Raw genomic sequence first — 26,921 nt, forward strand, 5'->3', positions numbered from 1 at the left:
CTTTGGAGATGCGCGAAATGCACGACGTGAAGCCCTATTGGCAGAATTACGTGGACGGCACCTGGATCGATGGTGGTGCAGGTCGGATCGATGTTTTCAACCCCGGGACAGGCAAAAAGCTGGCCGAACAGGCGCTGGCTGATGCCGGGGATGTGGATCGCGCTGTAATGGCGGCCCGCCGCGTGCATCTTTCAGGTGCGCTCAGCGAACTGCGCCCCGTGGAACGTGGCCGCATGGTACAGGCTATGGGCCGGTACCTGCTGGATAACATAAACAAGATTGCCCCGGTTCTGACCTTTGAACAGGGCAAGCCGCTCTGGGAAGCGCGCGTTGAGATCGAAGGCGCGGCCCGGTATTTCGAATATTACGGAAATCAGGCTGAAACGGTCGAGGGGCGGTCCATCCCGCTTGGCGCCAACTACTTCGATTTCACCACGTATGAGCCATTTGGGGTATCCGCTCAAATCATTCCTTGGAACTACCCGGTTGAAATGACCGCGCGTTCCCTTTCGGCCGCGCTGGCGACTGGCAACACCGTAGTGATCAAGACGCCTGAATTGACACCTTTGACCAATGCTTGGTTCGCCCACGCGGCCGAAGCTGTTGGCTTGCCTAAAGGCGCCGTAAACATCCTGTGCGGTTTGGGTCACGAGGCTGGTGCGGCGCTGTCGGCGCATCCGCATGTCAATCAAATCGTCTTCACAGGCTCTGTACCGACCGGTATCGCAATCGCCAGCGCAGCCGCGCGCAATGTGGTTCCCTGTGTATTGGAGCTTGGGGGAAAATCCGCAGCCATCGTGCATGATGACGCTGATCTGGACGCCTTTGAAAGCGATGTGCGCTGGGGGATCTACTTCAACGCGGGTCAGGTGTGTTCAGCCATGAGCCGCGTGATCGTACACGAAAGTCGCCATGACGAGCTGGTCGAACGCATTTCGAATGTCGCACGCAACCTTTCCGTCGGTCCGGGTATCGAACGTGGTGAATTTGGCCCGAATATGGGTCCGATGGTCAGCGAGGCACAGCGTGATCGTGCGGCTGGTATGGTGTCTGATGCGATCGCGGCGGGGGCCACGGTAGCCACCGGCGGTCGTAAAATGAATATCCCCGGCGCATTTCTGGAACCAACCCTTCTGACCAACGTCACACCTGAGATGAACATCGCGAATGAAGAAGCTTTTGCACCGGTCCTTTCGGTTCTGAAATTCCGTGATGATGCTCAGGCTATCGAGATTGCAAACGGAACACCCTATGGGCTGGTCGGCGGTGTTTTCACACGCGATATCGACCGGGCAACGCGGGCCGCACGGCAGATCCGTGCTGGTCAGGTCTTTGTCAACGAATGGTATGCAGGCGGGGTGGAAACGCCATTCGGCGGCTATGGAAAATCCGGGTACGGGCGCGAAAAAGGACGCGAAGCGCTTTGGAATTATGTCCAGACCAAAAACGTGGCCATCCGGTTGCGGAGTTGATCAGCGGAAAAAACCATCGACGATGAGGAGCAAACCAAGTGCCGATTAAGCCATGCGTGACCAAACTCACAAAAAAAGTCGGGTTCTGTCGTGGCTTCACAAAGGACCTAATTAATACCACCAAGCGGCTGGTCGGCGCATTTGTTACCTGAACTTTCCGATTTGCGAAGATAACAATGTCTCAACGACGCTGTCGGAACAACAAAACTCAATCGGGTCGGTCAAACTGGAGGACCGCCCTTTTCATCAAAGGAGAATAACGTGGACGACAACCTATTCGAACACGGCTTGAAACAGCGCAAATCGACGCTGGGCGCCGAGTATGTCGAAAAGAACCTGGCAGCCGCCGACGACTTTACTCGCCCGTTTCAGGAAGCCATGACCGCTTGGTGCTGGGGCTTTGGCTGGGGTGACGACACAATCGATCACAAGACTCGTTCGATGCTGAACCTCACCATGATAGGCGCTCTGGGCAAAATGCATGAATGGGAAATTCACTGCAATGGCGCTTTGAACAACGGCGTAACCAAAGAAGAAATCCGCTCGATCATTCACGTGATCGGCATATATTGCGGCGTTCCGCAATCGTTGGAATGTTTTCGGGTTGCACGTAAAGTGCTGGAAGAACGCGGTATGCTATAATCCGCGCAATTGGGCGAAATCAGCAGGAATCCTTGGAACATAGGTTCAACGGTTTGCGGATATAAATCGTTGCGCAAATTGTTGAAACGACGCGAGCACTTGCTTGAATTGATGCTAGCGGATCATATTAGTCCGTTCAATTCCGGCCAGAGCGGATGCCGCGGAATCAGAAGGCTTGAAACCCAAGATCGGCCTAATCTGGCGTTTGATGAACCGGTGGCTTTGTAAAACGACAACTTGAGGTATTTCCACCCTGTCGACTTGGCTGGTGCCAGGCAACCAACGCTTTTCAGCATCAGCAACAATTCCGCATCGCAACCAAGCGGCCGAGGATTCTCTCGGCCAACTTGATTTATGAGTGCGGCTCACGATTCAACACGAGGGTTTTGTTTGCAGCTTATTTTCGACCTCTACACGCTTGAGGCCTCGGCCTCTGAACCGAGTTTGCCAGGTCGAACCACTTTACCTGGGTTCATTATGTTATTGGGGTCAATCGCCTCTTTAAGTGTCGACATGAGCGCACGCTTAACAGGGTCCCCAAAAGCTTCGTTGAGTTGAATTTTGTCCTGCCCCAACCCGTATTCTGCGCTAAATGAGCCATCCATTTTTGCGACAAGGTCATAAATCCGAGGAGATATCTCAGTCTGGAGCATTTCAAGAAATGCTGCATTGTCTGCACCTTCTGGCGCCAAGAGATTAAAGTGTATGTTTCCGTCTCCAACATGTCCGTAGATGGAGAGACGAGCACCTTGCCCATACTGGTTTACCAATGCTGACCCAAGTTCAATGAAGCGCCCGACATGCGAGACTCTTACAGACACATCGTGTTTGACAGAGCTACCATTGAGCACCTCGCCCTCAGGTATATGTTCTCTGAGATTCCAAAAATCTTTGCGCTGCTGTTCGCTGGACGCAATTGCCCCGTCAAGGATCAAACCTTGTTCCATCCCTGCTTCGAAAAACGCTTCCATTGCGGGATCAAGGGACAAAATAGTTGAGGATGTCGCAGCTTCGATCAGTACATAGTGCTCCGCTGGCTCCTCTGTCGGACGCCGTAGTTCCGGCACTTTGTTCAGCAGAAGTTGTAGAGACGAGTTCGATGTGTACTCGAAGGACGTGACGGCCTCACCTGTGGCACTTTGGGCCATCGCCAGCAAGGGCATCAGATCCCCGATGTCGCGTACAGCCAAAAATGCGGTCGCTTGTGACAAGGGTGCACGAAGCAAACGCAGGGATGCCGCGGTGATTATTCCCAGTGAACCCTCAGCCCCAATCAACATGTGATGTAGCGCGTACCCACGATTGTCTTTGCGTAGTGGCGACAGGTTGTTCAGGATCTCACCATTAGGAAGAACGGCTTCCAACCCGAGGACCAGATCTCTTGTAATACCATAGCGTACAGCTGAAACACCGCCAGCGTTGGTTGAGATATTTCCACCGATTTGGCAGGACTCTTGCGATCCGAGTGAAAGCGGAAAGAATAAGTTTTCAGAGGCCGCCGCCGATTGTATTTCCGAAAGCAGACATCCTGCTTCGACTGTCATCGAGAGGTTATTGGCATCAACCTCGCGAATTGCGTTCATCCTTTGCATACTGATGATCAACTGATCGCCTTGTGCACTAGGCGTCGCGCCTCCGCAGTAGCTTGTGTTGCCCCCTAACCGAGAGCGAAGTAGACCTTTGGTTGACCGGCTTCGCGCGACTCTGGATGCAGTATCGGATATGGAAGGATAAACCGATGAAACTTAGCGATTACAAAGCCCTGACATTCGATGTGTATGGAACGCTTCTCGATTGGGAAGGCGGCATGATCGACGGTTTGAAAACACTTACTGATCTTGTGAGCCGTAACCTGACGCGCGACGAAATCCTTGAGGCTCATGCATTCTACGAGAGCACTTCGCAGCGCTATACACCCGCGAAGAAGTATCACGAATTGCTGCCAACCGTTTATCGCCGTTTGGCCGAAGAGTGGGGCGTTGAGGTAACTTGGGAGCAGTGCGTTGCGTATGGCGAACATGCGCGTCACTGGAAAGCGTTTGACGACACTATCGAAGCGCTGCAGTATCTCAAAAAGCACTACAAACTGTTTGTTCTGACCAACACGGACAATACGACCTTTGCCGCAGCAAACACCCGTCTTGGCGTGCATTTTGACGGTGTTTATACAGCAGAGGACGTAGGGAGCTACAAACCTTTTGATCGGAACTTTGACTACATGATCGAAATGCTGGCTCGTCAGGGCATTCAAAAGCATGAAATTCTGCATACCGCAGAAAGCATGTTCCATGATCACGCCCCCGCAAACAAATTTGGCTTGGCGAATTGCTGGATCTATCGTCGGCATGACAAGAAAGGCTTTGGCGCAACCATGCACCCTGGTGAAATGCCAAAGTACGACTTCCAGTTCAACAGCATGATCGACATGGCCAAGGCCCATCAAGCAGAATTGGCTGAGTAGAACGCTCAGGAGACGACATCATGATAGACAATGCAAAGCTTGACCGGATCGATATAAACATTCTGTCTACGCTGCAGGAGCAAGGCAATATAACCAACGTTGCCCTCGCCGATGCAGTTGGCCTGTCACCCAGCCCATGCCTTCCCCTGCAAACTCTTTGAAGTTTAGCTCGTCATTGTTTTTTCTCGGCAAAAATAGTGGCCCAACTCTAGGAAGCAAAGACAGTCAGGCGACATTGAGGCCCGCGTTGCGGCGTGATCCGTGCTTTTGAAAAATGTGCACTGAACCGCGTGATTTCTTCCAGCTTTCTGTGGCCATCTTCTCGAAATCCGACGGAAAGCATCTCGCTCTCTGGCAGAGCAGTTCAGCGGTATTATCTTAACGATACGCAAAGGCTTACGTTGCCCGGTCTCACACAGAACAGAATACGACTGCCTGCTTCACAAAGCGAGAAGCGCATCAAGGGATCGCTACGCTTCGATATTCCAGAGCTGAAAACAAACCTGAGTGCGTCGACAAAACACTTCTGTCAGCCGTGAGACGAACGCAGAACATCCAAAAACAAGTTCAAACGACGACCTTTTGATGCGCTCTTCCGTACAATCGCAGCCATGGTCGAAGAAAACTCGGCTTCAGGGCAATTGATCTGTTTGAGGTGCCCCTCTTTAACCAAAGTGCGGGCTTTATGCGTTGGCACGAATCCCAAGTACCGGCCGGATAGAATCAAAAGCATCAAAGACTCTTCGTTTTGTACAAATGCGGATTTCCTGAGCATCAACTTTTGGTGAACAGCCATGTTGGGTGAGTTGAAGCTAAGTCCGACATAATTGTACCGCCGAAGTTTACTTAGAGGGACGTCGTCAGACGCAGACTGAAACAAATCGTGGTCCCGACCGCAGAACAACCGCATTCTTTCGACATAAAGTTCTGAGTAAGACAGCATCGGTGACTGTCGGTGCAAGGGTACGATACCGAGGTTGAAGCGCCCATTAATCACGCCTTCTTCGATAATGTTCGGCGGTTCCATGGATATGTCCAGTGTCACGCCGGGCGCTTTGTCGATGAATCGTTTGATCGCTTCATCGAGGTTGGATTCCTCATTTGAAGTGGAATGATCAAATAGTGCTATCCTTAATTTACCGGTCAATTCCGACCGAACATCTCCTAATCCGTTCTGAAATTTGTCTATGGCCAAGAACAACTCGTTCGACGCTTCAAGCACATGTTTGCCGTCCGATGTCAGAGAAAAGCCTGCCGCGCCGCGGTGGCAAAGTTTTGTGCCCAGCCGCGTTTCAAGATCGGCAATATGCTTGCTGATTGTTGATCGGCTGATGTTGAGTTCAAATTCTGCGGCTGTAAAGCCACCACACGAAACGACCGTACGGAATACCTGAAGGAGCCTTATATCGACGTCAGAGATGTTGGTGATTGCTTTTTTCTGTGGCATTTTTTACGTGTATTTTTCTGCACCTTTACTTCGACTACTTTATATTAATTGCACAACCCAAACAACCTAGTGTTCGTGCGAAGTGGGTCTGGTGGGCAATTGTTCATGTCGGAACACTTTCCAAAACCAACGAACAGGAGGAGGTTTTATGACTCTGCTCAAAAGTATCAAAACATTTGCGGCGGCTGCGTCGCTCGGCGCATTGGCATTGGCCGCACCGGCAAGCGCCAAGAACTTTAAGATTGCTGTCGGTGACAGCGGCGGTTCCAGCCAGGAAGCAACAGGCCTTGCATTCAAGGAGAAACTTGAAGAACTGTCAGGCGGCAAGCACACCGCGACACTGTTCCTGAATGGTCAGCTCGGCTCAGAGCAGGACACCGTCAACGAAGCAGCAATCGGCACGTTGGACATGTCGCTGCTGGCGATCAACAACGTCACTCCGTTCTCGCCGACGGTTGGCGTATTCACGCTGCCTTACGTGATTCTCAGCCTGGAAGACGCGGAAACGCTGACCCAAGGTCCGATTGGCCAGGAACTGACCGAGAACACCATCAACGACGCTGGCGTTCGCATCATCGCATGGACCTACACAGGCTTCCGCGTTCTGACGAACTCGAAGAAACCTGTGAAGTCGGTTGCTGACCTTGAAGGTCTGGTCATCCGCGTTCCCAAGAACGAGATCATGATCGACACCTACAAGGCGTGGGGCATCAGCCCGACTCCGATGGCATGGTCGGAAACCTTCGCAGGTCTGCAGACCAAAGTTGTTGACGGTCAGGACAACCCCTACACCACCATCAACGCGATGAAGTTCTACGAAGTTCAGGACTATGTAACTGAAATCCGTTACATCTTCTCGATCGAGCCGCTGATCGTGTCCGAGCAGGTCTTCCAAGGTCTGTCCGCCGAAGATCAAGAGATTGTTCTGGAAGCAGGCAAAGCCGCGACTCAGGCTTCCGCACAGTTCCTGCGCGACAAGGAAGCTGAAATCAAAGAGCTGCTGGTCGAAAAAGGCATGGAAATCCACGTCCCTGAAAACGACGAGGCCGAGTTCATCGAGCTGGCAACCACAGCTGTTTGGCCGAAGTTCTATGAAAGCATCGGCGGCGTTGAAAAGCTGAACGCCGTTCTGGCTGCAATCGGTCGCGACCCGGTTTCCGAATAAATAAAACAAAAACAAGAGAGCGCCCGAGTGGCGCTCTCTCACTTCTAGGGAGGGGCATATGAAAACCTTTTTAGGGATACTCAACAACATAGAAAGCTACCTTTGCCGCTTTCTGCTTGCGACGTTTGTCTGCTTGTTGTTCCTACAGGTTGTCGTCCGAACAGTGTTCAATTTCTCGTTTTCCTGGGTGGAAGAACTGTCTATCTACATGTTCGTCTGGTTCGTGTTTTTCGGTGCGAGCTATGCGGCCAAGATGGGCGCCCACAACCGGGTGACGTTTCAGTTCAAATTCCTGCCGGACCGTGCGATCAAATATATCGAAGCGTTCGCCGATCTGTTCTGGATCTGCTTCAACCTGTATTTCGTCTATCTGGCGCTGGACTTCATCTTCAACCGGATGAACAAGTTTCAGTCGTCACAGACGCTAGGGTTTCACCTTAGTTGGGTTTACATCGTTCTGCCCATCGCGTTTGCCCTGATGACCGTTCGCATCATTCAGGTGAACTACAAAAAAATCATTCTCGGCGAAGATCTAAAAGATCCGGACAAGGTTGATCTGGACGAGGTCCGCGCTGAGCTCGGTGAAGAAGGGGGCAAGTAATGGGCACCGAAATCATCTATATCCTGTTCGGCGGGTTTCTTCTGCTGCTGTTCATCGGCGCGCCGATTACAGTTGCGTTGGGCGTTTCTACGCTGGTTACCTTCCTTGTACTGGATGAAAACCCAATCAAGTTCGTGCAGATTGCCTTTACTTCGGTGGGCTCATTTCCGCTGATGGCGCTACCCGCGTTCATTCTGGCTGGTGCATTGATGGAGGCGTCGGGCCTGTCCCGCAGGCTGATCAACGTAGCCGAAAGTTTTGCTGGCCCGTTCACTGGTGGCATGTCTGCCGCAGCGGTCTTTGCCTGTCTGTTCTTCGGTGCAATCTCGGGCTCAGGTCCTGCGACAACAGCGGCGGTGGGCATGCTGATGATCCCTGCGATGATCCAGCGTAACTACAGCCGAGACTATGCGTCGGCTATCACGGCCTCATCCGGTGGTTTGGGCATCGTGATCCCGCCATCGATTCCGCTGATCATCTTCGGCATCGCGGCCCTCGGCATGCCGCCCCCACCCGAGGCGGTGGCTGAACATGGCACTTTCCAAACCGTGTCGATCCCGAAACTGTTTATCGCGGGCTTTCTCCCGGCTTTCCTGATTGCCGGTAGCCTACTGATCATGAACTATATTTTGGCCCGAAAGCACGGCTACAAAGGTACCACGGAAGGTTGGTCTGCCCGCCATATCTGGTGCGAATTGTATCGGGGTTTCTGGGCGCTTATGGCTCCGCTGGTCATTCTGGGCGGCATCTATTCGGGTTTCTTCACTCCGACTGAAGCTGCGATCGTAGCCATCTTCTACACGCTGATCGTGGGTGCGTTCATTTATCGTGAACTGACCTGGGAAAAGCTTTTCACCTCGCTGGAGACGACAACCTGGCTGACCGGCCGCGTGCTGCTGATCATGTTCACGGCGACGGTGTTTGGCCGCTTGCTGGTTGAAAATCAGATCCCTGCCATCATTGCAGACGGGATGCTGTCGATCACCGACAACATCTACATCATCTGGACGTTGGTGATCCTGTTCCTGCTGTTCGTCGGCATGTTCATGGAGACATTGGCAACCATTCTGATCCTGGTTCCGGTGATGCTACCAGTGGCCTACAGTATGGGGATCGATCCGATTCACTTTGGTGTAGTCATGGTCTGTACGCTGGGCATCGGTTTCCAGACGCCGCCTTTGGGTGAGAACCTGTTTATCGCGTCAGGTATTTCCAATATCTCGATCGAACGCATTTCAGTGGCGGCTCTACCGTTTGCCTTCATCAACACTGTGGCGATCTTCATCATCGCGTTTGTGCCTGAAATAGCGTTGTGGCTCCCAAGGTTCTTTGGGTACTGATCCGCGAAACGGAGGAAGAAGACAATGTTACCCAAAATACAGAACATTCTGGTCGCGACGGACCTTTCGGAAAACGCAGACAACGCGCTTCGGCACGCATTGAGCATTGCAATAGCACATGGGGCCAAAGCCCATGTGCTGCATGTTACAGAACCGTTGTCGCAGGATGCCATCGTCACCATGAGGATGTTCATCCAGGACGATAAGTCCCGCAAGCAGGCCATCAAGGACCGGCATGCAGCGGTTAAATCGCTGCTCACGGACAATCAGCATGATTTCCTGAAGTCTCTGACCCCTGAAGATCAAGAGAACTACTCTGCCGTGACTTCAGTGGAATTGATCGATGGGCATCCTGCGGAATCGATTCTGAAACGCGCCAGAGACCTGAATTGCGACTTGGTCGTGATGGGGTCGCACGAGCATGGCACGTCACATACATTCCTAGGCACTGTTGTGAAACGGGTGTTGCGCAGATCCACGATTCCAGTCCTTGTGGTGCCGAGCCAACTATAGGGTGTTCTCCCCCGGTGGCACTTCGTTGAACGGGTCGTCCGTATGGTCTGACGTTAGGCCATTTCAGGATGATTCGAGACGAGGTGCCACACTTTTTCAATGCTTCACAATGCGAGAAGTTTGGGGAAGTCCGGTGATCCGTGAGGAACCGGTAGAAACACATTGAAGCAATGCTTCAGGGGCGGAGCGTGACGGCAGAGACTGACCGTGACAAGGCGGTCAGCCCCAATATTATCACTTACTACTTAAGTCCGTGTGACATCACTGCTGTTTGACTCGACCCTTAGACATGTACGGTGTTTTGATAGGTGTTTGATGTGACGAATGGATCTTGTGCTTTCGGCGTCAGGTTTCTCAATTTTGTCGTGCCGCGCAAGCTAGGCTTGCTTTGCTGTGGCGTTCCTTAAAAAAACGGCTGTTGGGCATTCAATCGATCTGAAGGCAAGGGCAGTCACATCCCAAAGTCATGCCTCCTCGTCAACGATTTCGAGGATTCGGTTTCTCTGGATTTTCCCAGATGGCCCCTTTGGAAGGTCAGACAAGATGTGAACTGCGTCGGGTGACTTGAATCGGCCCAATCGGACTTCGCATAGTTGTAACAAACCCAGCGGTGTTAGCTGAGAACCTTCGCGAATTTTCACGGCTGCCTCGACAGTTTCCCCGTAGCTGTCACAGGGTCGGGCAAACGCTGCGGCCTCGACGACATCGGGATGAGAATAGAGCGCTTCGTCTATCTCACGCGGCGCAATATTTTCACCACCTTTGATGATCAGTTCTTTCAGTCGACCAGTGACAAAAACATATCCGTCGTCATCCATCCGTGCGAGATCACCTGTTCTTAACCATCCGTCAGAACTGAACGTGCCTGCGGTTGCGTCGCAGTCGTTGAGGTATTCCAGCATCACATTTGGCCCGCGAATGACCAGTTCGCCCTCTATCCCACGCGGAACGGGCTGCATGTTCGCATCAAAAATGGCGGCCTCGTTTCCATAGGGGATACCTGGTGAACCAATCTTACGCACACCGGGTGGCAAGGGGTTGGACAAAATTTGAGCAGCGGTTTCAGTCAATCCCATCGTTTCCACAATCGCGATTTCGAAACGGTCTTCAAAGGCCCGCTGTACATCTGGTGCCAAAGCCGAAGATGCGGAACGACCAAAACGCACGCGCTGACGAGTGCACGCATCCGGCTTAGTGTCTGAGTGCAACAAGTGAGAAATGATGGTAGGTACAACTGAAAACCAGGTCGCTTGAGACTTGCTCAGACTGTCCCAGAACCGACTGGCCGAAAACCGTTCGGACATGGCCAACGAACCACCTGAAACAAGCGTTCCCATGACGGTCACACAGAGCCCGTTGATATGGTAGATCGGCAATACGCAAAATCCGCGATCGACCTCGGACAACTCATGAGCGACCGCCGTCGTCCAGCCGCCTGCCAGTAGGCTGGAATGTGTGTGAACTACACCTTTGGGGCGCCCGGTGGTTCCTGACGTGTACATTAACAGCGCATGGCTGTCGGGCGAAACGCTGTGAAGCTCGACTTTGGGATCGGCGGCATCTGTAACCTGCAACCGGGTAATTCTGTTGGGATCGGCTGTTCGTTCGAACAATTGCGTTTGGCTGGAGTGCACAAAGCCATAGCGTGAGCCACTGTGCTCCAGTGCATAAGCGATGGCGCTGTCACCGGCGACAAGGTTAATCATCGTTGCGCGGAATCCTCCGTAGAGAACACCGAACAAGACCTCAAGCGCTTCGCGGCAATTGGGATAGAGGATCGCAATGCTCTCGCCTTTTGCCACACCCATTCCCGTTAGCATGACAGCAATACGTTGGGCCGTTTCGCGCAGTTCACTCCAGCTAAGATCAGGTGCCCCGTCCGGGAAAACAAAACCAGTTCCCCCCTGGCTTGCTCTTAGGTCCAACCAATCACGGACGGTTCCCTTGGGTGGTTCCATCATTGGCCGACCTCCGACCAGTAGTCGCTGAAAATTTCCTCTAGTCCGGGCTCAAGCGGGGGTGTTTCTCGTACGATCTTAGTGGTCTGGACGAAATGTCTCCAGTGCAGGTTGGTGTCGATGGCATTGCCGCCCCAGCTGCCGCAACCCATTGAGAGTGAAAACGGCAAGCCATTTGAAAAACTGCCTCCAGTTGCGAAGGTATGCGCCTGATTCACAATGACCCGACAGGTGGGCAAGTCACGTCCCAATCCAACGGCGCGTATGTCGTGCTTGGTGTGAATGCCGACGGAATGCCCGGCCCCCTGATGTTCTAGAATACGTGTGGCAATAACCTTGGCCTCTTCAAAATCAGCCGCGCGGTACAGCGCCAAAACTCGGCTGAGTTTTTCGCCGGACAATGGATGATCGGGTCCTATGCCATCGGTTTCTACAGCCAAAAACTTGGTCCCTTCGGGCACTTTTCCTGCCATTCCCAAAGCTTCGAGCATTTTATCCGCATCTTGCGCTATGGCTGAACGGTTGAGATGACCATCGGGCCAAAGCCTGGCGATGATGCCACTTGCTTCGGAATGAGGCACTAAGGCACCGCCTTCAGCGGCCATTGCGGCCACGAACGCGTCATAGATCGCATCCACCACGACCAGAGCATTTTCAGATGAGCAGGACGTCGCGTTGTCGAAACATTTCGAGGCCGTGATCTTGGCTGCAGCTGCTTGCAAGTCTGCACTTTCATCCACAATCACAGTCACATTGCCAGCACCAACTGCGACAGCTGGCGTGCCACAGGACTGCGCGCGATGAACGTTGTTTTGACTACCGGTGCATATCACCCGATCAACAGATTCCATCAGTCGCTGGGTTTTGGCCTTTGAACCCGGAGCAGGAATCATTTGAACCAAGTTACGATCCAAGCCCAGCTTGTCGAATTCAGCGTGGATGTAACCAATCAGCATCTCGCAAGACGCCACGCCTTTAGGCGATGGCGCCACCACGATGGAGTTGCCGCCTTTAAGTGCGTTTATGATGTTGTTGGCGGGCGTCGCAGCAGGGTTGGTCGACGGCACGACTGCGCCTATTACGCCGATGGGACGAGCGATTTCGGTCATACCGGTCGCCGGATCGTTATTGATGACACCGTAGGTTTTCACCTTGGCTATATCTCGCAGCAGGCCCAATGTCTTGCGGTGGTTTTTTGTGATCTTGTCGGGCACATTGCCCAGACCGGTTGTTTCCACCGCGATCTCAGCAAGCGCCCGATTGCGGGTAGGTTCCATAATTGCCCAACCAGCCGCCAACGCTGCTTTGTCATAAAGAGCCTGACAGCCTTTTTTTTCGTAAACTGCCTGAGCCGTTCGTGCGCGCGTCACGATACGATCCACTTCAGCGATTTCTGGGTAAATCCCGTCCCGAGCGTTCATCTTGGTCCTCAATTGTTTATTCGGGGCGGACCGGTTCCGCCCCGCAAATGTTGTTCAGATCACAGACCAGCCAGCAATTCGTTCAGAGTTTGCTGGCGTTGCGCCCACATCTCTTTCACTTCATCGCGCGTCATGATGTGCATCGGTGATCCACCGGCTTTCATCTTTTTGGTCACACGGTCGTTGGCGAACATTTCTGGGACCGTTGCTGCAAGTTTGTCGATTACGTCTTGCGGTGTCCCCTTGGGCACCATCACACCCCGGAAGTTGACCGATGAATTGTCGACGTCCAGCCCTTGCTCCATCATTGTCGGAACGTCCGGCAGGAATGAACTGCGTTCAAGATCAGCGACACCAAGGATTTTGACGTTGCCCGCCTCTTGTGCCCTGAACGCATCCGACAGGTTGTTGATGCCTCCCATGACTTCACCTGCAATCACTGCTTTCATGGCTGCGGCCCCGCCGCCTTTGGTTGGGATGTAGGCCATCTTGGTTCCCGCAGCCTTATCAATCTGCAAGGCTGCGATGTGGTGGCCCACGAAAAGGCCTGCACCGGAAACAGTCAACTTGCCAGGGTTTTCCTTGGCATAGGCGACGACATCTTCCATCGAATTGAATTGACTGTCTGCCCCAACCACAAACACTGCCGGGTCGGCACCCCAGTTTGCGATGGGTTCGAAGCTGTCGGTTGAGTACTCAACACCGCCCTTGATCGACTGTGCGATAAAATGTGGTACGTTATAGGCCGCCAACGTATAGCCATCAGCCTCAGCTTGCGTCGCAAACCAGTTCCAGCCCACGCGTCCACCTGCGCCGGGCTTGTTGATGATGGCGATGGGCATCCCCAACGCGTCCTCGTTTCCGGACGTCATTGTGACAATCCGCGCCTGAAAATCTGTAGCGCCACCTGCGCCATAGCTAACCATCATCATGATCGGTCGCTCGGGGAATTCCTCGGCCACCACCGGGCCCGTCAGGCTCATAAGAGCCAAGGCTATCCCTGCAATCATTCGTTTCATTTGCATTTCCTCCTTGTTTTAGTCCACCCGCATCTCTCGTGCGGTCAGAACAGAATTTCCCTTGGTGTGTAGACGTTCAGAAGCATGGCAAAGAGGCCGTACATCACGGTCACAAAGATCGCTGTGATGGCGCCGCGTTTGACCCAGGTTTTGGCTTCGGAATGTGAGGCTGGATCGTAGATCGACAGTAGAGCAAAAAACGTGATTGCGGTCGCTGTGTAAAAGCCCAATGACTTGGCCGCCCAAAAGACGTAGATCAGCGTCACGATCAGCCCCGGCATCATGTTAATAAACATCGTCCGTGTCATGCCGTTTCCGACCTTGGACAGTCCCATGACTGCCTTACCAAAAGTCCAGCCAGCCAGAACCACAAAGACCGATGCGATAAGACGTGGAAACAAGAACGCTTCGGCGGGTTGCTGTGTATAGCTGACCCAGGTCACCCAAAGACCTACTGCAAAGACCACACCAGACCCAATTACATGCTGCGAACGGTTCATGCCTGCGCCTCCTCTTTGGTGGTGTAGCGACGATGGAGCAGTTCCATCCAAACCGAGTAAGCTACTGAAGCCAGCACCACCGCGATCAGCAGCAGGTTCAATCCACCGGTCAGGAAATACGAAGCTTTGCCCACCGTCGCGTCGGCGATCATCCCGCCTTGAATGAAGTTGGCCTCGGCGATGGGTCCCAGGATCAGACCCAGAACAAGAGGAGCGGCAGAAAAGCCAAAACGTTCCAAGAAAAACATGCTAATGCCAAGACAGGCCATGACATAGACATCACCCATTGAGCCCTGAACCGAATAGGCGCCGAAGACCGATAGCGCCAGAACGATGGCCGCCATGACCGACTGCGGTACCTGCGCGACACGTGCGGCCAGACCGGCAACATAGAGACCAAAAATGCACATTAGGACTTGTCCGATCAGCATCGAGTTGATGAAAGTCCACGCTACGTCCGGGTGATTGTCGAACAGGTCCGAGCCTGGAAAAATCCCGTGGATCAGCAACCCACCCAGCAAAACCGCGGCGGTTGGACTGCCCGGGATCGACAAGGTCAGCAGCGGCACCAGAGACGGGCCGACCATCGCGTTATTGGCGGATTCCGCAGCGATCACACCCTCGGAATGCCCTGTGCCAAACTTGTCTTTTTCAGCTGAAAACTTCTTTGTTTGATCATAGGCGACCAACCCAGCGATTTGTCCGCCAACACCGGGTATCAGGCCGATGATCGAACCGGTCAATGTGCCGATGCCAAGTGCACGGGTTCGGCTGGTCAGTTCTCGAATCGCGGCCAGGATCGAATGGCGCTGAACCTCGATGACTTCGGCACCCTTGTTGTGGCGACCCTTCGCAAACATCGTCAATACCTGAGGGATCGCAAACAGGCCAATCAGCGCGGCAATGATATTGATGCCTCCGCCCAAAGCGGGGTGAAAGATAAAGCGCTGTGCTCCCATGATGTCGTCAAATCCAATGGTAGCCAGCCACAACCCGATACAGCCTGACAGCAAACCTTTGACCACCGAGGGGGAATCCAACGTCCCGATCACTGTCACACCCAAAATGGCCAGCCAGAACAGGTGCGAGGGGCCGAAGGCCAAGGCCCATTTTGCTAGAACCGGGGTCAAGAAGATCAACAGCAGAACACCAAAGACGCCGCCCACGGCCGAGGCGAGGAATGACAGCTGCAATGCCCGTGCTCCCTGACCTTGCTTGGCCATGGTGTGCCCGTCCAAAGTTGTCGCAATATTGGCTGGTGCACCAGGGATCTTGAGCAAAATTGCACTGACCGCACCACCTGCTACAGTTGAGGTGTAGGCAGCACCCAGGAGGATCAACCCCTGCGCCGCTTCAAGTTGGAAGGTGAACGGAATCAGCAATGCGACCGCCATTGTGGGTGACAAGCCGGGCGTCGCGCCCAGGATCAGCCCTCCGATCGTGCCGCCCAAAAGCAGCAAAAACGACAGCGGCGTGAACACTTCTCCGAAATAATATATGAACTCCATTCAGGGCCTCCCAACCCGTTGGGCCAAACTTTACCTTTTGTTGACAAATCAGGTTAGGCGATGAAAATAGTATTGCAAATGTTTTCATAAATTCGACCAATCGGAAGAAGATAATGGATAATTATCAGAAGGGTAAGGTGGATATAGTGGCGGTTGCAAAGGCTGCAAAAGTGTCACCGTCCACGGTGTCACGCACCTTCAATCACCCGAATTTGGTCAGTCCCGCGACTCGGAAAAAGATCAACCGAGCAGTGCAGAAGCTGGGGTATATTCGAAACCGGGCGGCGCAGACGATGCATGGCAAACGATCCGGTACAATCGGTCTTGTTGTCCCGACGATTAACCACGCCATTTTTGCCGAAGTCATTCAGGCCTTTTCGGAGACCATCGATAGAGCCGGGTTCAGCTTGCTATTGGCGTCCCATAGTTATGACCTCGATCGTGAATACGCGATGGTCCGCAAGTTTTTAGAGCATCGCGTGGACGGAGTAGCGCTGGTAGGATTGGAGCATTCCGACGCTACGACCCGGCTGATCGAGCAGCAGAAAACACCAGCGCTAGCCATATGGAACTACTCGGAGGACTGTCCGCTGCCCTGTGTTGGGGCTGACAATCGATTGGCAGGGCACCTTGCAGCCGAGCACCTATTGGCCTTGGGCCACCGTCACATTGGGTTGATCTTTCCGAAAACCACAGGCAACGATCGGGCTCAAAATCGGCTTTCTGCCGTCCGCGAAGCGCTTAACGAAAAAGGTATTTCCGTTCCCAGCGAACATGAGTCTGAAGCTCCCTACAGTGTTTCTCAGGCTAAGCAGGCCGCCATGTCTCTTTTAACTGAACATGCTCGCCCGACGGCGCTGCTTTGCGGAAATGACGTTATTGCGCAGGGTGGATTGTTTGCAGCCCAAAGTCTTGGCTTGAAGGTTCCCGACGACCTATCCATCATCGGCATAGGAGACTTCAAAGGATCTGCGGATGTTGAACCTGGGCTCACCACCATTCGCATCCCAGCAGAAACCATTGGAAAACTCGCTGGTGAGAGGTTTACCGATTACATTACCTCAGATGATCCTGAGCCTTTTAGAATCTGCTGCGAATTAGAGCGCATCGTCAGAGGAACAACGGGTCCGGTTGCGGTCTTTTAGTCAACGCAAATACGTCATTTTCCTTGCGGAATAATCAGGGGTCGGACGTTATCCGAAACGCATGGGTCAATCGCTTTGGTGTGAAAATTGACTGGATTCCAAACGATTTGAGGGTTCGTTTGATATTATTGAACGAAGTCGTGTTGTGTATTCGGCAATGGTTGGTTTCCGGTAGGTTCTGGTTGTAAAACCAATATTTCCAACTCCCAGAGTGTCATCTGATAATGCGTGTTCTGCTCTCCTTCGTGGCAGAGCCATTAGCAAAACCAGTTTCCAACACTCACAAACCCGGCGCATGCCGCGGAGAATGGTGAATGTTCAGTACTCCCATGGCCTGGGCATACGGCATTTTAAGCGCGGATCAGAACTCTGCAGGACAAACCACCAAGGCTTTCAGAAGCCCCCAATTCCAGATGTCCATCATAAGCGTTCAGCAAATCGACGGAAATCGCCAGGCCCAAACCGGTTCCGCCCACAGAAGTATCCAGCCGGCTACCGGAGCGAATGGCCTCTGGTCGGGCGTCTTCTGGAATTCCGGGTCCATCGTCCTCGACGCGAATTTCGATGCCATTTTCGGTCCGCTGTGCAGAGATTTGAAAGGTTGTGCGACACCACTTGAGGGCATTGTCGAGAAGATTTCCGATCACTTCTTCAATGTCCTGGGGATCCATTCGTACACGAAGTCCAGCCTCGCACTCCGAAATGAGCGTTTTTCCCTCCCGCTCTGCCATGGATGAAAACAACCTGCACAAGCGTTCGACCGAGTTTGAAAGATCTGTTCGGGAATGCGTCAACTCTCCGGTATTTGCTGCGCGCATGCGTGCAAGCGACCGGCTAAGCTGAGCGTCAATTCTGCTGAGTGCCTCTTCTGCGGGTTCGGTTTGTGCACCGCTTTGAGATAAGTCCGTCAGCTCGTTGCGCAGAATGGCCGTGGGTGTCTTGAGCGCATGCGCAAGATCCGCCGCCTGCCGTCGGGAACTGGAGACAATCTCTCGGTTTCTGTGCAGCAATTGATTCAGGTCTTCTACCAGCGGCGAAACCTCTTCCGGATAATCTTCGGGGGTCAGGTCGTCGCCCTCGTCCCAGCGATGGGCCACATCCGCGCGCAGCTTTCTGAGGGGGCCGACGATGGCCGACATCAGCAAAAGGGAACTGGCCACTCCGATCAAGCCGACCAACCCAAAAACCGGAAGCAAGTTGCTTTGCGCATCTTTGCGTTCATTGATGAGTACCTGCCTGCTTTCGGCGACGGTTACGCCCCATTCTGTTCCGTCTTCGAATGTGATCTTCTGATAGACGCTGCGAACGCCCTCATTGTCCGGGCCCGTGGTATTCCAAACTGTTGCCTCGTCGCTGGTCTGTGAAGGCTCTGCAATCGTTTCGTCGAAAAGCGAGGCTGAGGTGAAAGCGGCTCCGTCGCCGTCTGTCACTTGCCAATATCTGCCAGAATACGGGGTGCTATAAGCCGGGTCGAATATCAATTCGCGCAAAGATTCGGGGTCATCCGTAGTGGCGCTGAGACCAACGACAAGCTGGGTATGCCGGTCTCGCAACGCACCGTCAAACTGATCCAGAACGCGCGTGTTGATGTATGAGAAAACAACCAGGGTACCAACACCCACGGACAACGCGCCGGATGCAAGGCCACCTAGCAACGCACGTTGACGAAGCGATAGCATCAGGCCGTATCAATCATGTAGCCACGCCCTCGGACAGTTGTGATCAGATCTGGCCTCAGTTTCTTGCGTAGGCGGGTGACGAACACTGCGATTGTGTTGGAATCCCTGTCCCCGTCATATTCGTAGATGTGTTCGGACAATTCGGTGCGTGACACCATACGACCGATGTTATGCGCCAGATAGGTCAGAACCGCGATTTCCTGCGCGGTCAAATCGACAGGTATGCCCCCGATACTGACCCTGCCGTTCCGCGTATCCAGAGACACATCGCCCATTTCGATCACCGGGTTCAACTGGCCACTTTGCCGCCGCAGGATTGCTCGAACCCGTGCGGCCAATTCCGGCATGTGAAAGGGCTTGGTCATGTAATCATCCGCGCCTGCGTCCAAGCCGTCGACGCGTTCGCTCCAGCCATCTCGGGCAGTCAGGATCAATACAGGAGTCGTAACGCCTGCGCTGCGCCATTCGCGGAGTACCGAGATACCGTCACGCTCTGGCAGGCCAATATCCAGTATGATCATGTCGTAGGGTTCAGTCGCTCCCAGATGCAGGGCGTCGGAGCCATTATGGGCTACATCCACAACGTGGCTTTCCGCCACTAATAGCTTTTTGATTTGCTCGCAAAGCTGAGGTTCATCTTCAGCAAGAAGGATTCGCATAACCAGAGACTACAGCCAATCTGATATCGAAATCACACTATTTTCTGCCGCCGCCATTGCCGCCACCGTTGCCGCCGCCATTGCCGCCACCGTTGCCGCCGCCATTGCCGCCGCCATTGCCGCCGCCATTGCCGCCACCGTTGCCGCCGCCATTGCCGCCACCGTTGCCGCCGCCATTGCCGCCACCGTTGCCGCCGCCATTGCCGCCACCGTTGCCGCCGCCATTGCCGCCACCGTTGCCGCCGCCATTGCCGCCACCGTTGCCGCCGCCATTGCCGCCACCGTTGCCGCCGCCATTGCCGCCACCGTTGCCGCCGCCATTGCCGCCACCGTTGCCGCCGCCATTGCCGCCGCCATTGCCGCCGCCACCGTTGCCGCCGCCATTGCCGCCACCGTTACCACGGTTTTCGCTGTTTCCACGGGTGGTCGAAGCGCTCTGGCTGCTTTTTGTTCTGGTCGAACTGGAGCGCGCGGCCTCGGAGATCTGTTGGCCAACACTCGAGCGGTTCGAGACCACCGTGCCGGTCCTGGCATTAACGATTACACTTACGATCTTTCCGCCCGGTTTCTTCACCAGAATGCGGTAGTATATGTCGCCTGATTTGAACGCTCGCGCGTCAACTGGCGTTCCGCCGAATGCACTTTCCACACCCTTGATGACACGCTTCAGTCGGATCGCGTTTCCTGACAACGTCGCCTTGCGCAACTCGGTCTGTTTGAGTTCGCGTGCGTCAGCCGCCGCTTTCCCGGCGGATAAAGCGGTTAGTAACGCCGCTACCAACATTATAGCTCTGGTCTGCATCGGACTCTCAAACAGTTTCGAACCAGATTACATGGGTGGACGTGAACCGATGATGAACAAGCAGTTAGCCCTGCGTTCAAGTGCATTCAAGTCAAATGGCAAGAACGATCAGTGATTCGATTGCGGTTCGAGCTAATAGAATGCGGCGGCCAGCCTTGGTAAGCTGTTCGCACATGACTTGAGGAGATTGTCATGAAAACCACCAGTCGCGGATTGCTTAAGGCTTCCACAGTTGCGATTGCCCTATTGGGCTCCACGGCCGTTGTTGCCACAGTTGCAGCTCCTGATTTTGCCTATGCCAAGGAAGGCAAAGGAAATGGCGGTGGTAACGGTGGCGGAAAAGGCAACGGGAATGGTGGTGGCAACGGCGGCGGCAATGGTAACGGCGCGAAAGGAGATAGCGGTGATCGCAGCGCGGCCGGAAACAGCAGCCGTGGGAACAAAGCCGATTCAAACCGTGGCAGCACCAGAGCCGGGAAATCTGGTAGTGGCAAATCAAAATCGCAATCTGCCCACTCCGGACAAAATAAGGGTGGCGGGTTTTCCCTGAAGGGCCTGTTCACTGGAAAAGGGACCAAACGCAAATCGGCGTCTTCGCCAAAACGTGTAACAACAAGCGGCACGCACAACACCAAGACGGCTCATCGGTCCACGAGTGTGGAAGAGTCCATACGCCCGGTCACCCGCCCCAAACGTTACCATGTCGAAGAAGAGCTTGAAGCTCATCCCTCTGAGCTGGGTGCACTGAATGCGGCCCATGCAAGCCCGACTGCGCTGGAAAATGCCGCTCCGAATTCCCGAGTCGGCAGAATTGCCGCCTATCGGGACACTGTACTTGCCGGAGAGGCCTTGCGTGAGGATTTGGCCGAACAACTGGAGGAACTTGAAGATTTGGATCCGCCAGAGCGAACGTTGTCGGAAATCGAGAATGATTTGGAGGCCGCTTTGGGTGAAGTTCAGGACAATCGCGATAGGGTTCAAGAGCTTGAGCAGGCGTTGGAAGATGCCGGTGGCATGGACCCAGACATAGAAGCAGACCTGGAAGAGGCGCAAGCGGACCTGGATACCTCAGTTGATGCGGCTAAAGATCTGAATGACGAAAAACAGGCTGCTATCGACTACAACGAGGCCGTCGAAGACCTGGGAGAACTGGCGGAGCGTGTTGAAGAGCAAGATTTGGCTGAGCGAGAAGCGCTTGAAGCTGCAGCCAACAAGCCTGTCACTGACGAGGTCGAAGAAAAAGTAAAATCGCTTCTGGGACTTTAATATTAGGCTTCACGCGCTATCGATCACTCGCGGACGTATTGAAGCTGGGCCAGCCGTATCACCGACGTGAACGCGGCTGGCCCAAATTAAATTGATCTGCCGTTTCGATCATTGCGGCTTTCAAAAAATAATCCCGCCCCAAAATGGGGCGGGATTTCGATTACAATTCTGATCTTTAGGACGAATATCGAGAATTGTTCGGGGGCGCCAGCTGACTTGCCTTCAGACGGCGCTATGAGCCTCGGATAGCCGCTTGTTTTTTATGATTTCTGTTAGTGCATTTTCAATAGGAGGGAAGCGACCATTGCTCGGTTTCATCTTGGTTTGCAGACGTTCTTCAGCGTATTTGCCAGAAGTCTGCATCGCAGCTGTTGCGCCACAGTCTTCAGTCATAAAGGCAGGCTTATTCATGCTGTTCCCCTTATTTCAACCAAACGAAACACACTTCGTTCGATCCAACATGGTCACTATGCCTAATCTTGGTTGAACACACTGAGAATACATTGTTCATGTTCGGTTAACGTTGTTCGCGAAACAAGAACTATCAAACGTTGAGCCGTGCACGCTGATACCCTCAACGCACTCACAGAGCGTTTGTGCTGTATTGACCCTGCGTGAAAACTGGCGCTGAAATGCGCCGCGGCTAGAGAAGAAGTGACTTCTCTATAAACCGTAACCCCTGGTTCTCAGACCGTCTCCACACCGGGTTGAGCTATCCAAACAACTGCGTCGCAAGGTGCTGCCTTTAGACTATCGGCGCGCAGGCGTTTAATTCGCGAATTGAACAGAACTTGAACAAAAAGACGCCGCTTTTAGGGCTGCTAGATCTGACCGAATGGCACAGTGGCATTGAAGCTAGTCAGAGCAGGGACCGGGTGGAGTTCCTGACGATGAGGCGGGCATGCAGTTTTTCGGAATGAGGCGCTTGTTGCGTTGTGATCCATTGCGCCAATCCATCTGCAGCACGTTCACCCATCTGGGACACGGGCAGGTGCACGCTGGTCAAAGGTGGTACCGTGACAGCCGAGGTTGGTAGGTCGTCGATGCCAATCATCGAAACCTGCTCTGGAACTGAAATCTTGCTGGCTTGCAGGCCGAGCAATACCCCTAATGCCACAACATCGGAAAGGCATAAGATGGCGTCCGGCAGACGAGGTAAGCTGCAAATGTGATCGGCAACGTTCGCCCCGCCCTGATGGCTGATCTGAGTTTCAAACGTTGTTAGCTTGCCGTCAAACACATAGGTCTTAAGGCCATCAAGGCGCGCTCTTGTTCGGTCGTTGTCGCGAACTGGCCCGTGAACTACAGCGATGTCTTTGTGCCCAAGTTCGGCCAGGTGATGCAATGCAAGTTGCGCTGCGGCCGCGTTGTCGTATCCGATCGTTGGCAGGGCGTTATCTGACTCATAGAAAGACGTGATGATGGTCGGAATCATAGTACGCTCGAGCAAGTCGTGCATAGCTGCGCAATGCGTAGCTCCGGTGACAATTAAGCCTTCCGCTCCGATATCGATCAGACTTTTTGCTTTCTCTGCCTCGGTGTCGGGATTCGAATCTGTTGTTGCCACGACCAACGATAATTGGTGCTCCGACAGTTTTCGTTCAAGCGCCGCAAGAAACCGGGCAAAGATCGCATTGTCCAACGTGGGGATCAGAGCGCCGACAAATCGGGTTCGGCCGGAATTGATTGCTCGGGCCGCGGCGCTGGGAACGAATTTCAGCGTGGCAATGGCAGCCTGAACTTTCTCTAATGTGTCCTTTTTAACCAAGCCTGGTTCATTCAAGACGCGAGACACAGTGGCAACAGACACGCCCGCGGCCTTTGCCACATCTCTGAGGTTTGCGCGTTTCTTAGGCTCCGAGGCTTTTTGCATTTCTGTTTTTTCGGTCCATTTTTCAGGTTCCTTAAGAAAGAGTTGACATATGTAACTAGTTTCATCAACCTCTGTAACTAGTTACATTTCGGGACTCCTTCGGCGAAATGCAGGGATCAACTGTATTACATACGTTCAACAACGCAGGGCTCGACGGCCCGGGTCGCCTGTTTCCGGGTTTTCCAAAAGCCTCTGGTGCTTGCACATATACACTTGCCCCGCGCGAGGCTGTCCGCCTGATTGTGAAGCCAGGAGATTTGCTTTCGATAGAAGGGCTTGGGCCGTCACAGCCTTTGGACGTGGTGGCCCTCGCTGATGATGGGCAACCGATGTTGGCGGCGCTAAACCTGACAGAGAACGGGGCGGTCAACTGGGGTGCATTTGACAGCGCTCAACTTGCAGGCTGGATCGCTGCTCGAGGCGGAGACGAGCGGGTTCCTTGTTGCCGGTTGGACAAGACGTCGGATTGCCTGATTCTACGAGCGGATCACGCGATTACGCTTTGGGTGATTCACGTCTCCGACATCGACGAACTGATCCAGGGCAGGGCGACCGGAAGCATTACGGTTCTACATAAAGTTGCGAAAGTCCAAACGCCGCAGTTGCCGCCTTTGTTGGGGGACACACGGGATGAATTCACTGTGCCGAGCGGCAGCGCGATTGCTTATGAGCTTCAGGCCGGGGAGTTTGTTCAGATCATTGATGTCGAAGGTCAGCAATGCTCTGATTTTATGGCGCTGCGAGCTGATGGGTTGGAATGTGGACACGAGTGGATGATCGACTCGACCGCGACCCGATCGATGGTGCGGCGGTCTTATCCGGGGCCGGGATTGCTGGACAAGTTTTTTGACCGTGAAATGCGTCCGTTGCTTAATGTGCTTCAAGACACGTGTGGGCGGCACGATACCTTCGGGTTGGCTTGCACCGCACGCGGCTATGAAGAGCGAGGCTTCCCCGGCCATCTCAATTGCTCGGACAACATGACAAATGCGCTGGCGCCATATGGGGTGGCGCGACGGGCGGCTTGGCCTGCGATCAATTTCTTTTGGAACACGTGGATTGATCCGGTCACACATCACATTCTGACCGAAGAATCTTACTCGCGCTCAGGTGACTATGTTGCATTGCGGGCGCTTGAGGACTTGGTCTGTGTTTCGACGGCCTGCCCTGATGATATCGATCCGATCAATGGCTGGAACCCAACGGACGTGCACGTGCGTATATACCGCCCTGAAACACCGATCCGCCGAGCGGTTGCTTATCGCGAAAAGGAAGACGCCCCCATGTCGATCAGTCAGGAATCCGCCTTTCACGAGCGGCTATCCCCGCTGACACAGCATTTCGCCCCGGCGCGTGATCTGTGGGCACCCGTCAGTTACCCCGCTTATGGCAGCTTGGGTGAATACTGGGCCTGTCGTGAGGCCGTGACTGTGCAGGACATGAGCGGTTTGCGCAAATTCGACATTGTCGGCCCAGATGCCGAGGCTTTGATGCAATTGGCCACGACACGCAACGTGGCGAAACTGCCGGTCTGGCGCGGCTCTTACACGCTGATGTGTGACGAGAGCGGTTCGGTCATCGAAGATGGCACCTTGTTCCGCCTCGCGCCTGAAATTTTCCGCTGGTGCTGTGGATCGGAGGAAAGCGGGCGCGCTTTGCAGGAACTGGCAGATTCACGCGGATTGCAAGTACGGGTTCATGCGCTGCGTGGTGCGATGCCGAACCTCGCCATTCAAGGCCCGAAATCCCGCGACCTGCTGCGCAAGATCGCCTTCACACAGCCGCATGTGCCAAGTCTGGATCATCTGAAATGGTTTGGTGTCACCATTGCGCGTCTGAATGACCGTGAGGGCGCGCCTTTCATGCTGTCGCGATCAGGTTATACCGGCGAATTGGGGTACGAGATTTTTTGTACCAAATCCGATGCGGTCGCGATTTGGGATGCGGTGATGGCCGCCGGCGAAGAATTCGGGATCACCCCGATGGGTTCTGCGGCGTTGGATATCATTCGGATCGAGGCGGGGCTGGCTGCTGCCAACGCAGAATTTGCACCGGGTGTAGATGCGTTCGAGGCAGGCTTGGGCTTTGCCGTCGATCTGACCAAAACCGAATTCACCGGCAAGGCCGCACTGGAACGCAATGCCCGCGAACCACGCCGAGTGCTCAAGGGGCTGTTGATCGGCTGTGATGATGTGCCCGCCCACGGTGCACCCATCTATGCGGGCGAGCGACAAGTGGGCGTGGTCACCTCAGCGACACGTTCGCCGATGTTGGAACACGCGATCGCGATGGCACGGCTTTCCGTTGAACACGCGGACAACGGCACTCAATTGGATGTTGGCCAGCTTGACGGGCGGATGAAACGACTGCGCGCCACTGTCTCGGACACACCTTTCTTAGACCCGCAACGAAAGCGGGCGCGCGCCTGACGGTGTAAGTAACTCACAGCAAAGGGAGAATAGACTTGAAGAAACTGACATTTACCGCAACCTTGGCGCTGGCGCTGGGTGCAACAACTGCGATGGCGCAGGAAAAGGTCATGGTGGGTGAGCCCAGTTGGCCTGGCGCCAAAATCATGAGCCGGGTGATCGGGCAGGTGATCGAAACTCGTCTGGGAGGAGAGGCTGGTTATGCCCCCGGTGCCAACGCGGTGATCTTTGCGGCCATGGATGGCGGACGTGGCGATATCGACGTTCACCCGGATGTCTGGCTGCCGAACCAATCCTCATTCACGGACGAATACGTGGATCAAAAGGGCACTGTCGCACTGTCTTCGGGCAGCTATGAGGGTCGTGCCGGGATTTGCGTGCCGAATTACATGGTTGAGGATCACAACATCCGCTCAATCTACGATTTGGCCACACCCGCAGCGCAAGAACTGTTCGACTCGGATGGCGACGGCCTGGGCGAGGTTTGGGTTGGTGCTTCGGGATGGGCCTCGACCAACACCTTTAAAGTGCGGGTTCGGGATTACGGGATTGAGACTTTCCTAACGCCGACCACCGAAGACGAAACTGTGTTCTATTCGCGACTGAAGGATCAGATTGACCAGAAGAAAGGTGCAGCTTTTTATTGTTATGCGCCGCACTACGTCCATGCGCTCTACGATGTGACCATCTTGGAAGAGCCAGAACATGACGCGGCCACCTATAAAATGGTGCAGCCCGATCAAGATGCCGACTGGTATAACAAATCCCATGTCAGCACGGGCGAGCCGGTCAAAACCGTGACCGTGGCGCATTCAAAATCACTGGAAGAGCGCAACCCAGCAGCGGCATCTTTCCTTGCCAATATCGACATGGATGCAGGGCAACTGAGCGCTCTGACCTATGAGGTCGTGGTCAAGGGTCGCGACACAGATGAGGTCGTGGCAGAATGGATCGCGGCAAACGGCGATACTGTCGACAGCTGGTTGGGACTGGCCACCAACTGAAGCCTGTGCGCCCCTGT

23 protein-coding genes and 1 pseudogene are annotated in these 26,921 nt (G+C 54.1%); 12 read left to right on the forward strand and 12 right to left on the reverse strand.

Features of this window, described 5'->3' with window-relative positions; all coding sequences use genetic code 11:
• Window positions 1-17: 17 nt before the first annotated feature.
• Together GOV85_RS07255 and GOV85_RS07260 are read left to right on the forward strand one after the other, a co-directional pair.
• The gene (locus tag GOV85_RS07255) at window positions 18-1,472 is read left to right on the forward strand and encodes an aldehyde dehydrogenase family protein (protein ID WP_171176501.1); all 1,455 of its coding nucleotides are present in this window, start codon (window positions 18-20) and stop codon (window positions 1,470-1,472) included.
• 261 nt (window positions 1,473-1,733) lie between these two features.
• Window positions 1,734-2,114 carry a carboxymuconolactone decarboxylase family protein gene (locus GOV85_RS07260; RefSeq protein WP_171176503.1) on the forward strand — a complete coding sequence of 127 codons (381 nt, stop codon included), beginning with the start codon at window positions 1,734-1,736 and terminating at the stop codon, window positions 2,112-2,114.
• 410 nt (window positions 2,115-2,524) lie between these two features.
• Here GOV85_RS07260 and GOV85_RS07265 read toward each other — a convergent pair whose 3' ends face one another.
• Entirely contained in the window at window positions 2,525-3,838 is a 1,314-nt protein-coding gene (locus tag GOV85_RS07265) for an FAD-binding oxidoreductase (protein ID WP_371813582.1), read from the reverse strand.
• Window positions 3,839-3,852: 14 nt separating this feature from the next.
• On the opposite strand from GOV85_RS07265, the gene GOV85_RS07270 reads away from it, so the two are divergent.
• Both GOV85_RS07270 and GOV85_RS07275 read left to right on the forward strand, forming a co-directional pair.
• Window positions 3,853-4,575: a haloacid dehalogenase type II gene (locus GOV85_RS07270; RefSeq protein WP_171176505.1), complete on the forward strand. Its 723-nt coding sequence runs from the start codon at window positions 3,853-3,855 to the stop codon at window positions 4,573-4,575.
• Between the two features lie 20 nt (window positions 4,576-4,595).
• A pseudogene (locus GOV85_RS07275) lies at window positions 4,596-4,718 on the forward strand (winged helix-turn-helix transcriptional regulator); the annotation flags it as partial.
• A 386-nt stretch (window positions 4,719-5,104) separates the two neighbouring features.
• On the opposite strand, the gene GOV85_RS07280 reads toward GOV85_RS07275, so the two are convergent.
• Window positions 5,105-6,022, reverse strand: coding sequence for a LysR family transcriptional regulator (locus tag GOV85_RS07280; protein WP_171176507.1), 918 nt, complete (start codon window positions 6,020-6,022; stop codon window positions 5,105-5,107).
• A gap of 148 nt (window positions 6,023-6,170) precedes the next feature.
• Between GOV85_RS07280 and GOV85_RS07285 the strand changes: the two genes are divergently transcribed.
• The 4 genes from GOV85_RS07285 to GOV85_RS07300 are packed head-to-tail and all read left to right on the forward strand — an operon-like array spanning window position 6,171 to window position 9,641.
• Complete coding sequence (locus GOV85_RS07285) at window positions 6,171-7,187, forward strand: TRAP transporter substrate-binding protein (protein ID WP_171176509.1); 1,017 nt, start codon at window positions 6,171-6,173, stop codon at window positions 7,185-7,187.
• A 58-nt stretch (window positions 7,188-7,245) separates the two neighbouring features.
• Window positions 7,246-7,788 (forward strand): TRAP transporter small permease, encoded by a 543-nt coding sequence (locus tag GOV85_RS07290; RefSeq protein ID WP_171176511.1) that lies wholly within the window; start codon window positions 7,246-7,248, stop codon window positions 7,786-7,788.
• The gene (locus tag GOV85_RS07295) at window positions 7,788-9,128 is read left to right on the forward strand and encodes a TRAP transporter large permease (RefSeq protein WP_171176513.1); all 1,341 of its coding nucleotides are present in this window, start codon (window positions 7,788-7,790) and stop codon (window positions 9,126-9,128) included. Before GOV85_RS07290 ends, GOV85_RS07295 begins: the two co-directional genes overlap by 1 nt.
• 24 nt (window positions 9,129-9,152) lie before the next feature.
• Entirely contained in the window at window positions 9,153-9,641 is a 489-nt protein-coding gene (locus GOV85_RS07300; RefSeq protein WP_171176515.1) for a universal stress protein, read from the forward strand.
• Between the two features lie 464 nt (window positions 9,642-10,105).
• On the opposite strand, the gene GOV85_RS07305 is transcribed toward GOV85_RS07300, so the two are convergent.
• The 5 genes from GOV85_RS07305 to GOV85_RS07325 are packed head-to-tail and all read right to left on the reverse strand — an operon-like array spanning window position 10,106 to window position 16,047.
• Complete coding sequence (locus GOV85_RS07305) at window positions 10,106-11,602, reverse strand: class I adenylate-forming enzyme family protein (protein WP_171176517.1); 1,497 nt, start codon at window positions 11,600-11,602, stop codon at window positions 10,106-10,108.
• A complete protein-coding gene (locus tag GOV85_RS07310; RefSeq protein ID WP_171176520.1) occupies window positions 11,599-13,020 on the reverse strand; it encodes an aldehyde dehydrogenase family protein in 1,422 nt (473 codons plus the stop codon). Before GOV85_RS07310 ends, GOV85_RS07305 begins: the two co-directional genes overlap by 4 nt.
• 59 nt (window positions 13,021-13,079) lie before the next feature.
• Window positions 13,080-14,039: a tripartite tricarboxylate transporter substrate binding protein gene (locus GOV85_RS07315; protein WP_171176522.1), complete on the reverse strand. Its 960-nt coding sequence runs from the start codon at window positions 14,037-14,039 to the stop codon at window positions 13,080-13,082.
• A gap of 44 nt (window positions 14,040-14,083) precedes the next feature.
• Window positions 14,084-14,539, reverse strand: coding sequence for a tripartite tricarboxylate transporter TctB family protein (locus GOV85_RS07320; RefSeq protein WP_171176524.1), 456 nt, complete (start codon window positions 14,537-14,539; stop codon window positions 14,084-14,086).
• Window positions 14,536-16,047 carry a tripartite tricarboxylate transporter permease gene (locus GOV85_RS07325; RefSeq protein WP_171176526.1) on the reverse strand — a complete coding sequence of 504 codons (1,512 nt, stop codon included), beginning with the start codon at window positions 16,045-16,047 and terminating at the stop codon, window positions 14,536-14,538. The genes GOV85_RS07320 and GOV85_RS07325 overlap by 4 nt, the downstream gene beginning before the upstream one ends.
• A gap of 113 nt (window positions 16,048-16,160) precedes the next feature.
• On the opposite strand from GOV85_RS07325, the gene GOV85_RS07330 reads away from it, so the two are divergent.
• On the forward strand, window positions 16,161-17,192 hold the full coding sequence (locus GOV85_RS07330) for a LacI family DNA-binding transcriptional regulator (RefSeq protein ID WP_171176528.1): 1,032 nt from the start codon (window positions 16,161-16,163) through the stop codon (window positions 17,190-17,192).
• A gap of 350 nt (window positions 17,193-17,542) precedes the next feature.
• Here the strand turns inward: GOV85_RS07330 and GOV85_RS07335 are convergent, their stop codons facing one another.
• From GOV85_RS07335 to GOV85_RS07345, 3 genes are read right to left on the reverse strand one after another with little or no spacing between them, the layout of a single operon-like run.
• On the reverse strand, window positions 17,543-18,871 hold the full coding sequence (locus GOV85_RS07335; protein ID WP_171176530.1) for a HAMP domain-containing sensor histidine kinase: 1,329 nt from the start codon (window positions 18,869-18,871) through the stop codon (window positions 17,543-17,545).
• A complete protein-coding gene (locus GOV85_RS07340) occupies window positions 18,871-19,530 on the reverse strand; it encodes a response regulator transcription factor (protein ID WP_171176532.1) in 660 nt (219 codons plus the stop codon). Before GOV85_RS07340 ends, GOV85_RS07335 begins: the two co-directional genes overlap by 1 nt.
• A gap of 37 nt (window positions 19,531-19,567) precedes the next feature.
• Window positions 19,568-20,332, reverse strand: coding sequence for a PepSY domain-containing protein (locus tag GOV85_RS07345; protein WP_171176534.1), 765 nt, complete (start codon window positions 20,330-20,332; stop codon window positions 19,568-19,570).
• A 192-nt stretch (window positions 20,333-20,524) separates the two neighbouring features.
• Between GOV85_RS07345 and GOV85_RS07350 the strand changes: the two genes are divergently transcribed.
• Window positions 20,525-21,598, forward strand: coding sequence for a hypothetical protein (locus tag GOV85_RS07350; RefSeq protein ID WP_171176281.1), 1,074 nt, complete (start codon window positions 20,525-20,527; stop codon window positions 21,596-21,598).
• A 222-nt stretch (window positions 21,599-21,820) separates the two neighbouring features.
• On the opposite strand, the gene GOV85_RS07355 is transcribed toward GOV85_RS07350, so the two are convergent.
• Both GOV85_RS07355 and GOV85_RS07360 read right to left on the reverse strand, forming a co-directional pair.
• Window positions 21,821-22,009: a hypothetical protein gene (locus tag GOV85_RS07355; RefSeq protein WP_171176537.1), complete on the reverse strand. Its 189-nt coding sequence runs from the start codon at window positions 22,007-22,009 to the stop codon at window positions 21,821-21,823.
• A gap of 448 nt (window positions 22,010-22,457) precedes the next feature.
• Entirely contained in the window at window positions 22,458-23,471 is a 1,014-nt protein-coding gene (locus GOV85_RS07360; protein ID WP_171176539.1) for a LacI family DNA-binding transcriptional regulator, read from the reverse strand.
• A gap of 107 nt (window positions 23,472-23,578) precedes the next feature.
• On the opposite strand from GOV85_RS07360, the gene GOV85_RS07365 reads away from it, so the two are divergent.
• Both GOV85_RS07365 and GOV85_RS07370 read left to right on the forward strand, forming a co-directional pair.
• Window positions 23,579-25,900, forward strand: coding sequence for a DUF1989 domain-containing protein (locus GOV85_RS07365; RefSeq protein ID WP_171176542.1), 2,322 nt, complete (start codon window positions 23,579-23,581; stop codon window positions 25,898-25,900).
• Window positions 25,901-25,935: 35 nt separating this feature from the next.
• Complete coding sequence (locus GOV85_RS07370) at window positions 25,936-26,904, forward strand: glycine betaine ABC transporter substrate-binding protein (RefSeq protein WP_171176544.1); 969 nt, start codon at window positions 25,936-25,938, stop codon at window positions 26,902-26,904.
• Window positions 26,905-26,921 lie beyond the last annotated feature (17 nt).

It is taken from the genome of Ruegeria sp. HKCCA4633, from assembly GCF_013034605.1.
GTDB lineage: Bacteria > Pseudomonadota > Alphaproteobacteria > Rhodobacterales > Rhodobacteraceae > Ruegeria.

What these genes read in the sequence shown, in the direction of transcription:
- GOV85_RS07320 (WP_171176524.1), bottom strand. Translation starts at nt 14,539, where the DNA reads ATGAACCGTTCGCAGCATGTAATTGGGTCTGGTGTGGTCTTTGCAGTA.
- GOV85_RS07350 (WP_171176281.1), top strand. Translation starts at nt 20,525, where the DNA reads ATGAAAACCACCAGTCGCGGATTGCTTAAGGCTTCCACAGTTGCGATT.
- GOV85_RS07330 (WP_171176528.1), top strand. Translation starts at nt 16,161, where the DNA reads ATGGATAATTATCAGAAGGGTAAGGTGGATATAGTGGCGGTTGCAAAG.
- GOV85_RS07255 (WP_171176501.1), top strand. Translation starts at nt 18, where the DNA reads ATGCACGACGTGAAGCCCTATTGGCAGAATTACGTGGACGGCACCTGG.
- GOV85_RS07280 (WP_171176507.1), bottom strand. Translation starts at nt 6,022, where the DNA reads ATGCCACAGAAAAAAGCAATCACCAACATCTCTGACGTCGATATAAGG.
- GOV85_RS07340 (WP_171176532.1), bottom strand. Translation starts at nt 19,530, where the DNA reads ATGCGAATCCTTCTTGCTGAAGATGAACCTCAGCTTTGCGAGCAAATC.
- GOV85_RS07335 (WP_171176530.1), bottom strand. Translation starts at nt 18,871, where the DNA reads ATGCTATCGCTTCGTCAACGTGCGTTGCTAGGTGGCCTTGCATCCGGC.
- GOV85_RS07290 (WP_171176511.1), top strand. Translation starts at nt 7,246, where the DNA reads ATGAAAACCTTTTTAGGGATACTCAACAACATAGAAAGCTACCTTTGC.
- GOV85_RS07365 (WP_171176542.1), top strand. Translation starts at nt 23,579, where the DNA reads ATGCAGGGATCAACTGTATTACATACGTTCAACAACGCAGGGCTCGAC.
- GOV85_RS07295 (WP_171176513.1), top strand. Translation starts at nt 7,788, where the DNA reads ATGGGCACCGAAATCATCTATATCCTGTTCGGCGGGTTTCTTCTGCTG.
- GOV85_RS07325 (WP_171176526.1), bottom strand. Translation starts at nt 16,047, where the DNA reads ATGGAGTTCATATATTATTTCGGAGAAGTGTTCACGCCGCTGTCGTTT.
- GOV85_RS07270 (WP_171176505.1), top strand. Translation starts at nt 3,853, where the DNA reads ATGAAACTTAGCGATTACAAAGCCCTGACATTCGATGTGTATGGAACG.
- GOV85_RS07305 (WP_171176517.1), bottom strand. Translation starts at nt 11,602, where the DNA reads ATGATGGAACCACCCAAGGGAACCGTCCGTGATTGGTTGGACCTAAGA.
- GOV85_RS07345 (WP_171176534.1), bottom strand. Translation starts at nt 20,332, where the DNA reads ATGCAGACCAGAGCTATAATGTTGGTAGCGGCGTTACTAACCGCTTTA.
- GOV85_RS07360 (WP_171176539.1), bottom strand. Translation starts at nt 23,471, where the DNA reads ATGCAAAAAGCCTCGGAGCCTAAGAAACGCGCAAACCTCAGAGATGTG.
- GOV85_RS07300 (WP_171176515.1), top strand. Translation starts at nt 9,153, where the DNA reads ATGTTACCCAAAATACAGAACATTCTGGTCGCGACGGACCTTTCGGAA.
- GOV85_RS07310 (WP_171176520.1), bottom strand. Translation starts at nt 13,020, where the DNA reads ATGAACGCTCGGGACGGGATTTACCCAGAAATCGCTGAAGTGGATCGT.
- GOV85_RS07355 (WP_171176537.1), bottom strand. Translation starts at nt 22,009, where the DNA reads ATGAATAAGCCTGCCTTTATGACTGAAGACTGTGGCGCAACAGCTGCG.
- GOV85_RS07315 (WP_171176522.1), bottom strand. Translation starts at nt 14,039, where the DNA reads ATGAAACGAATGATTGCAGGGATAGCCTTGGCTCTTATGAGCCTGACG.
- GOV85_RS07285 (WP_171176509.1), top strand. Translation starts at nt 6,171, where the DNA reads ATGACTCTGCTCAAAAGTATCAAAACATTTGCGGCGGCTGCGTCGCTC.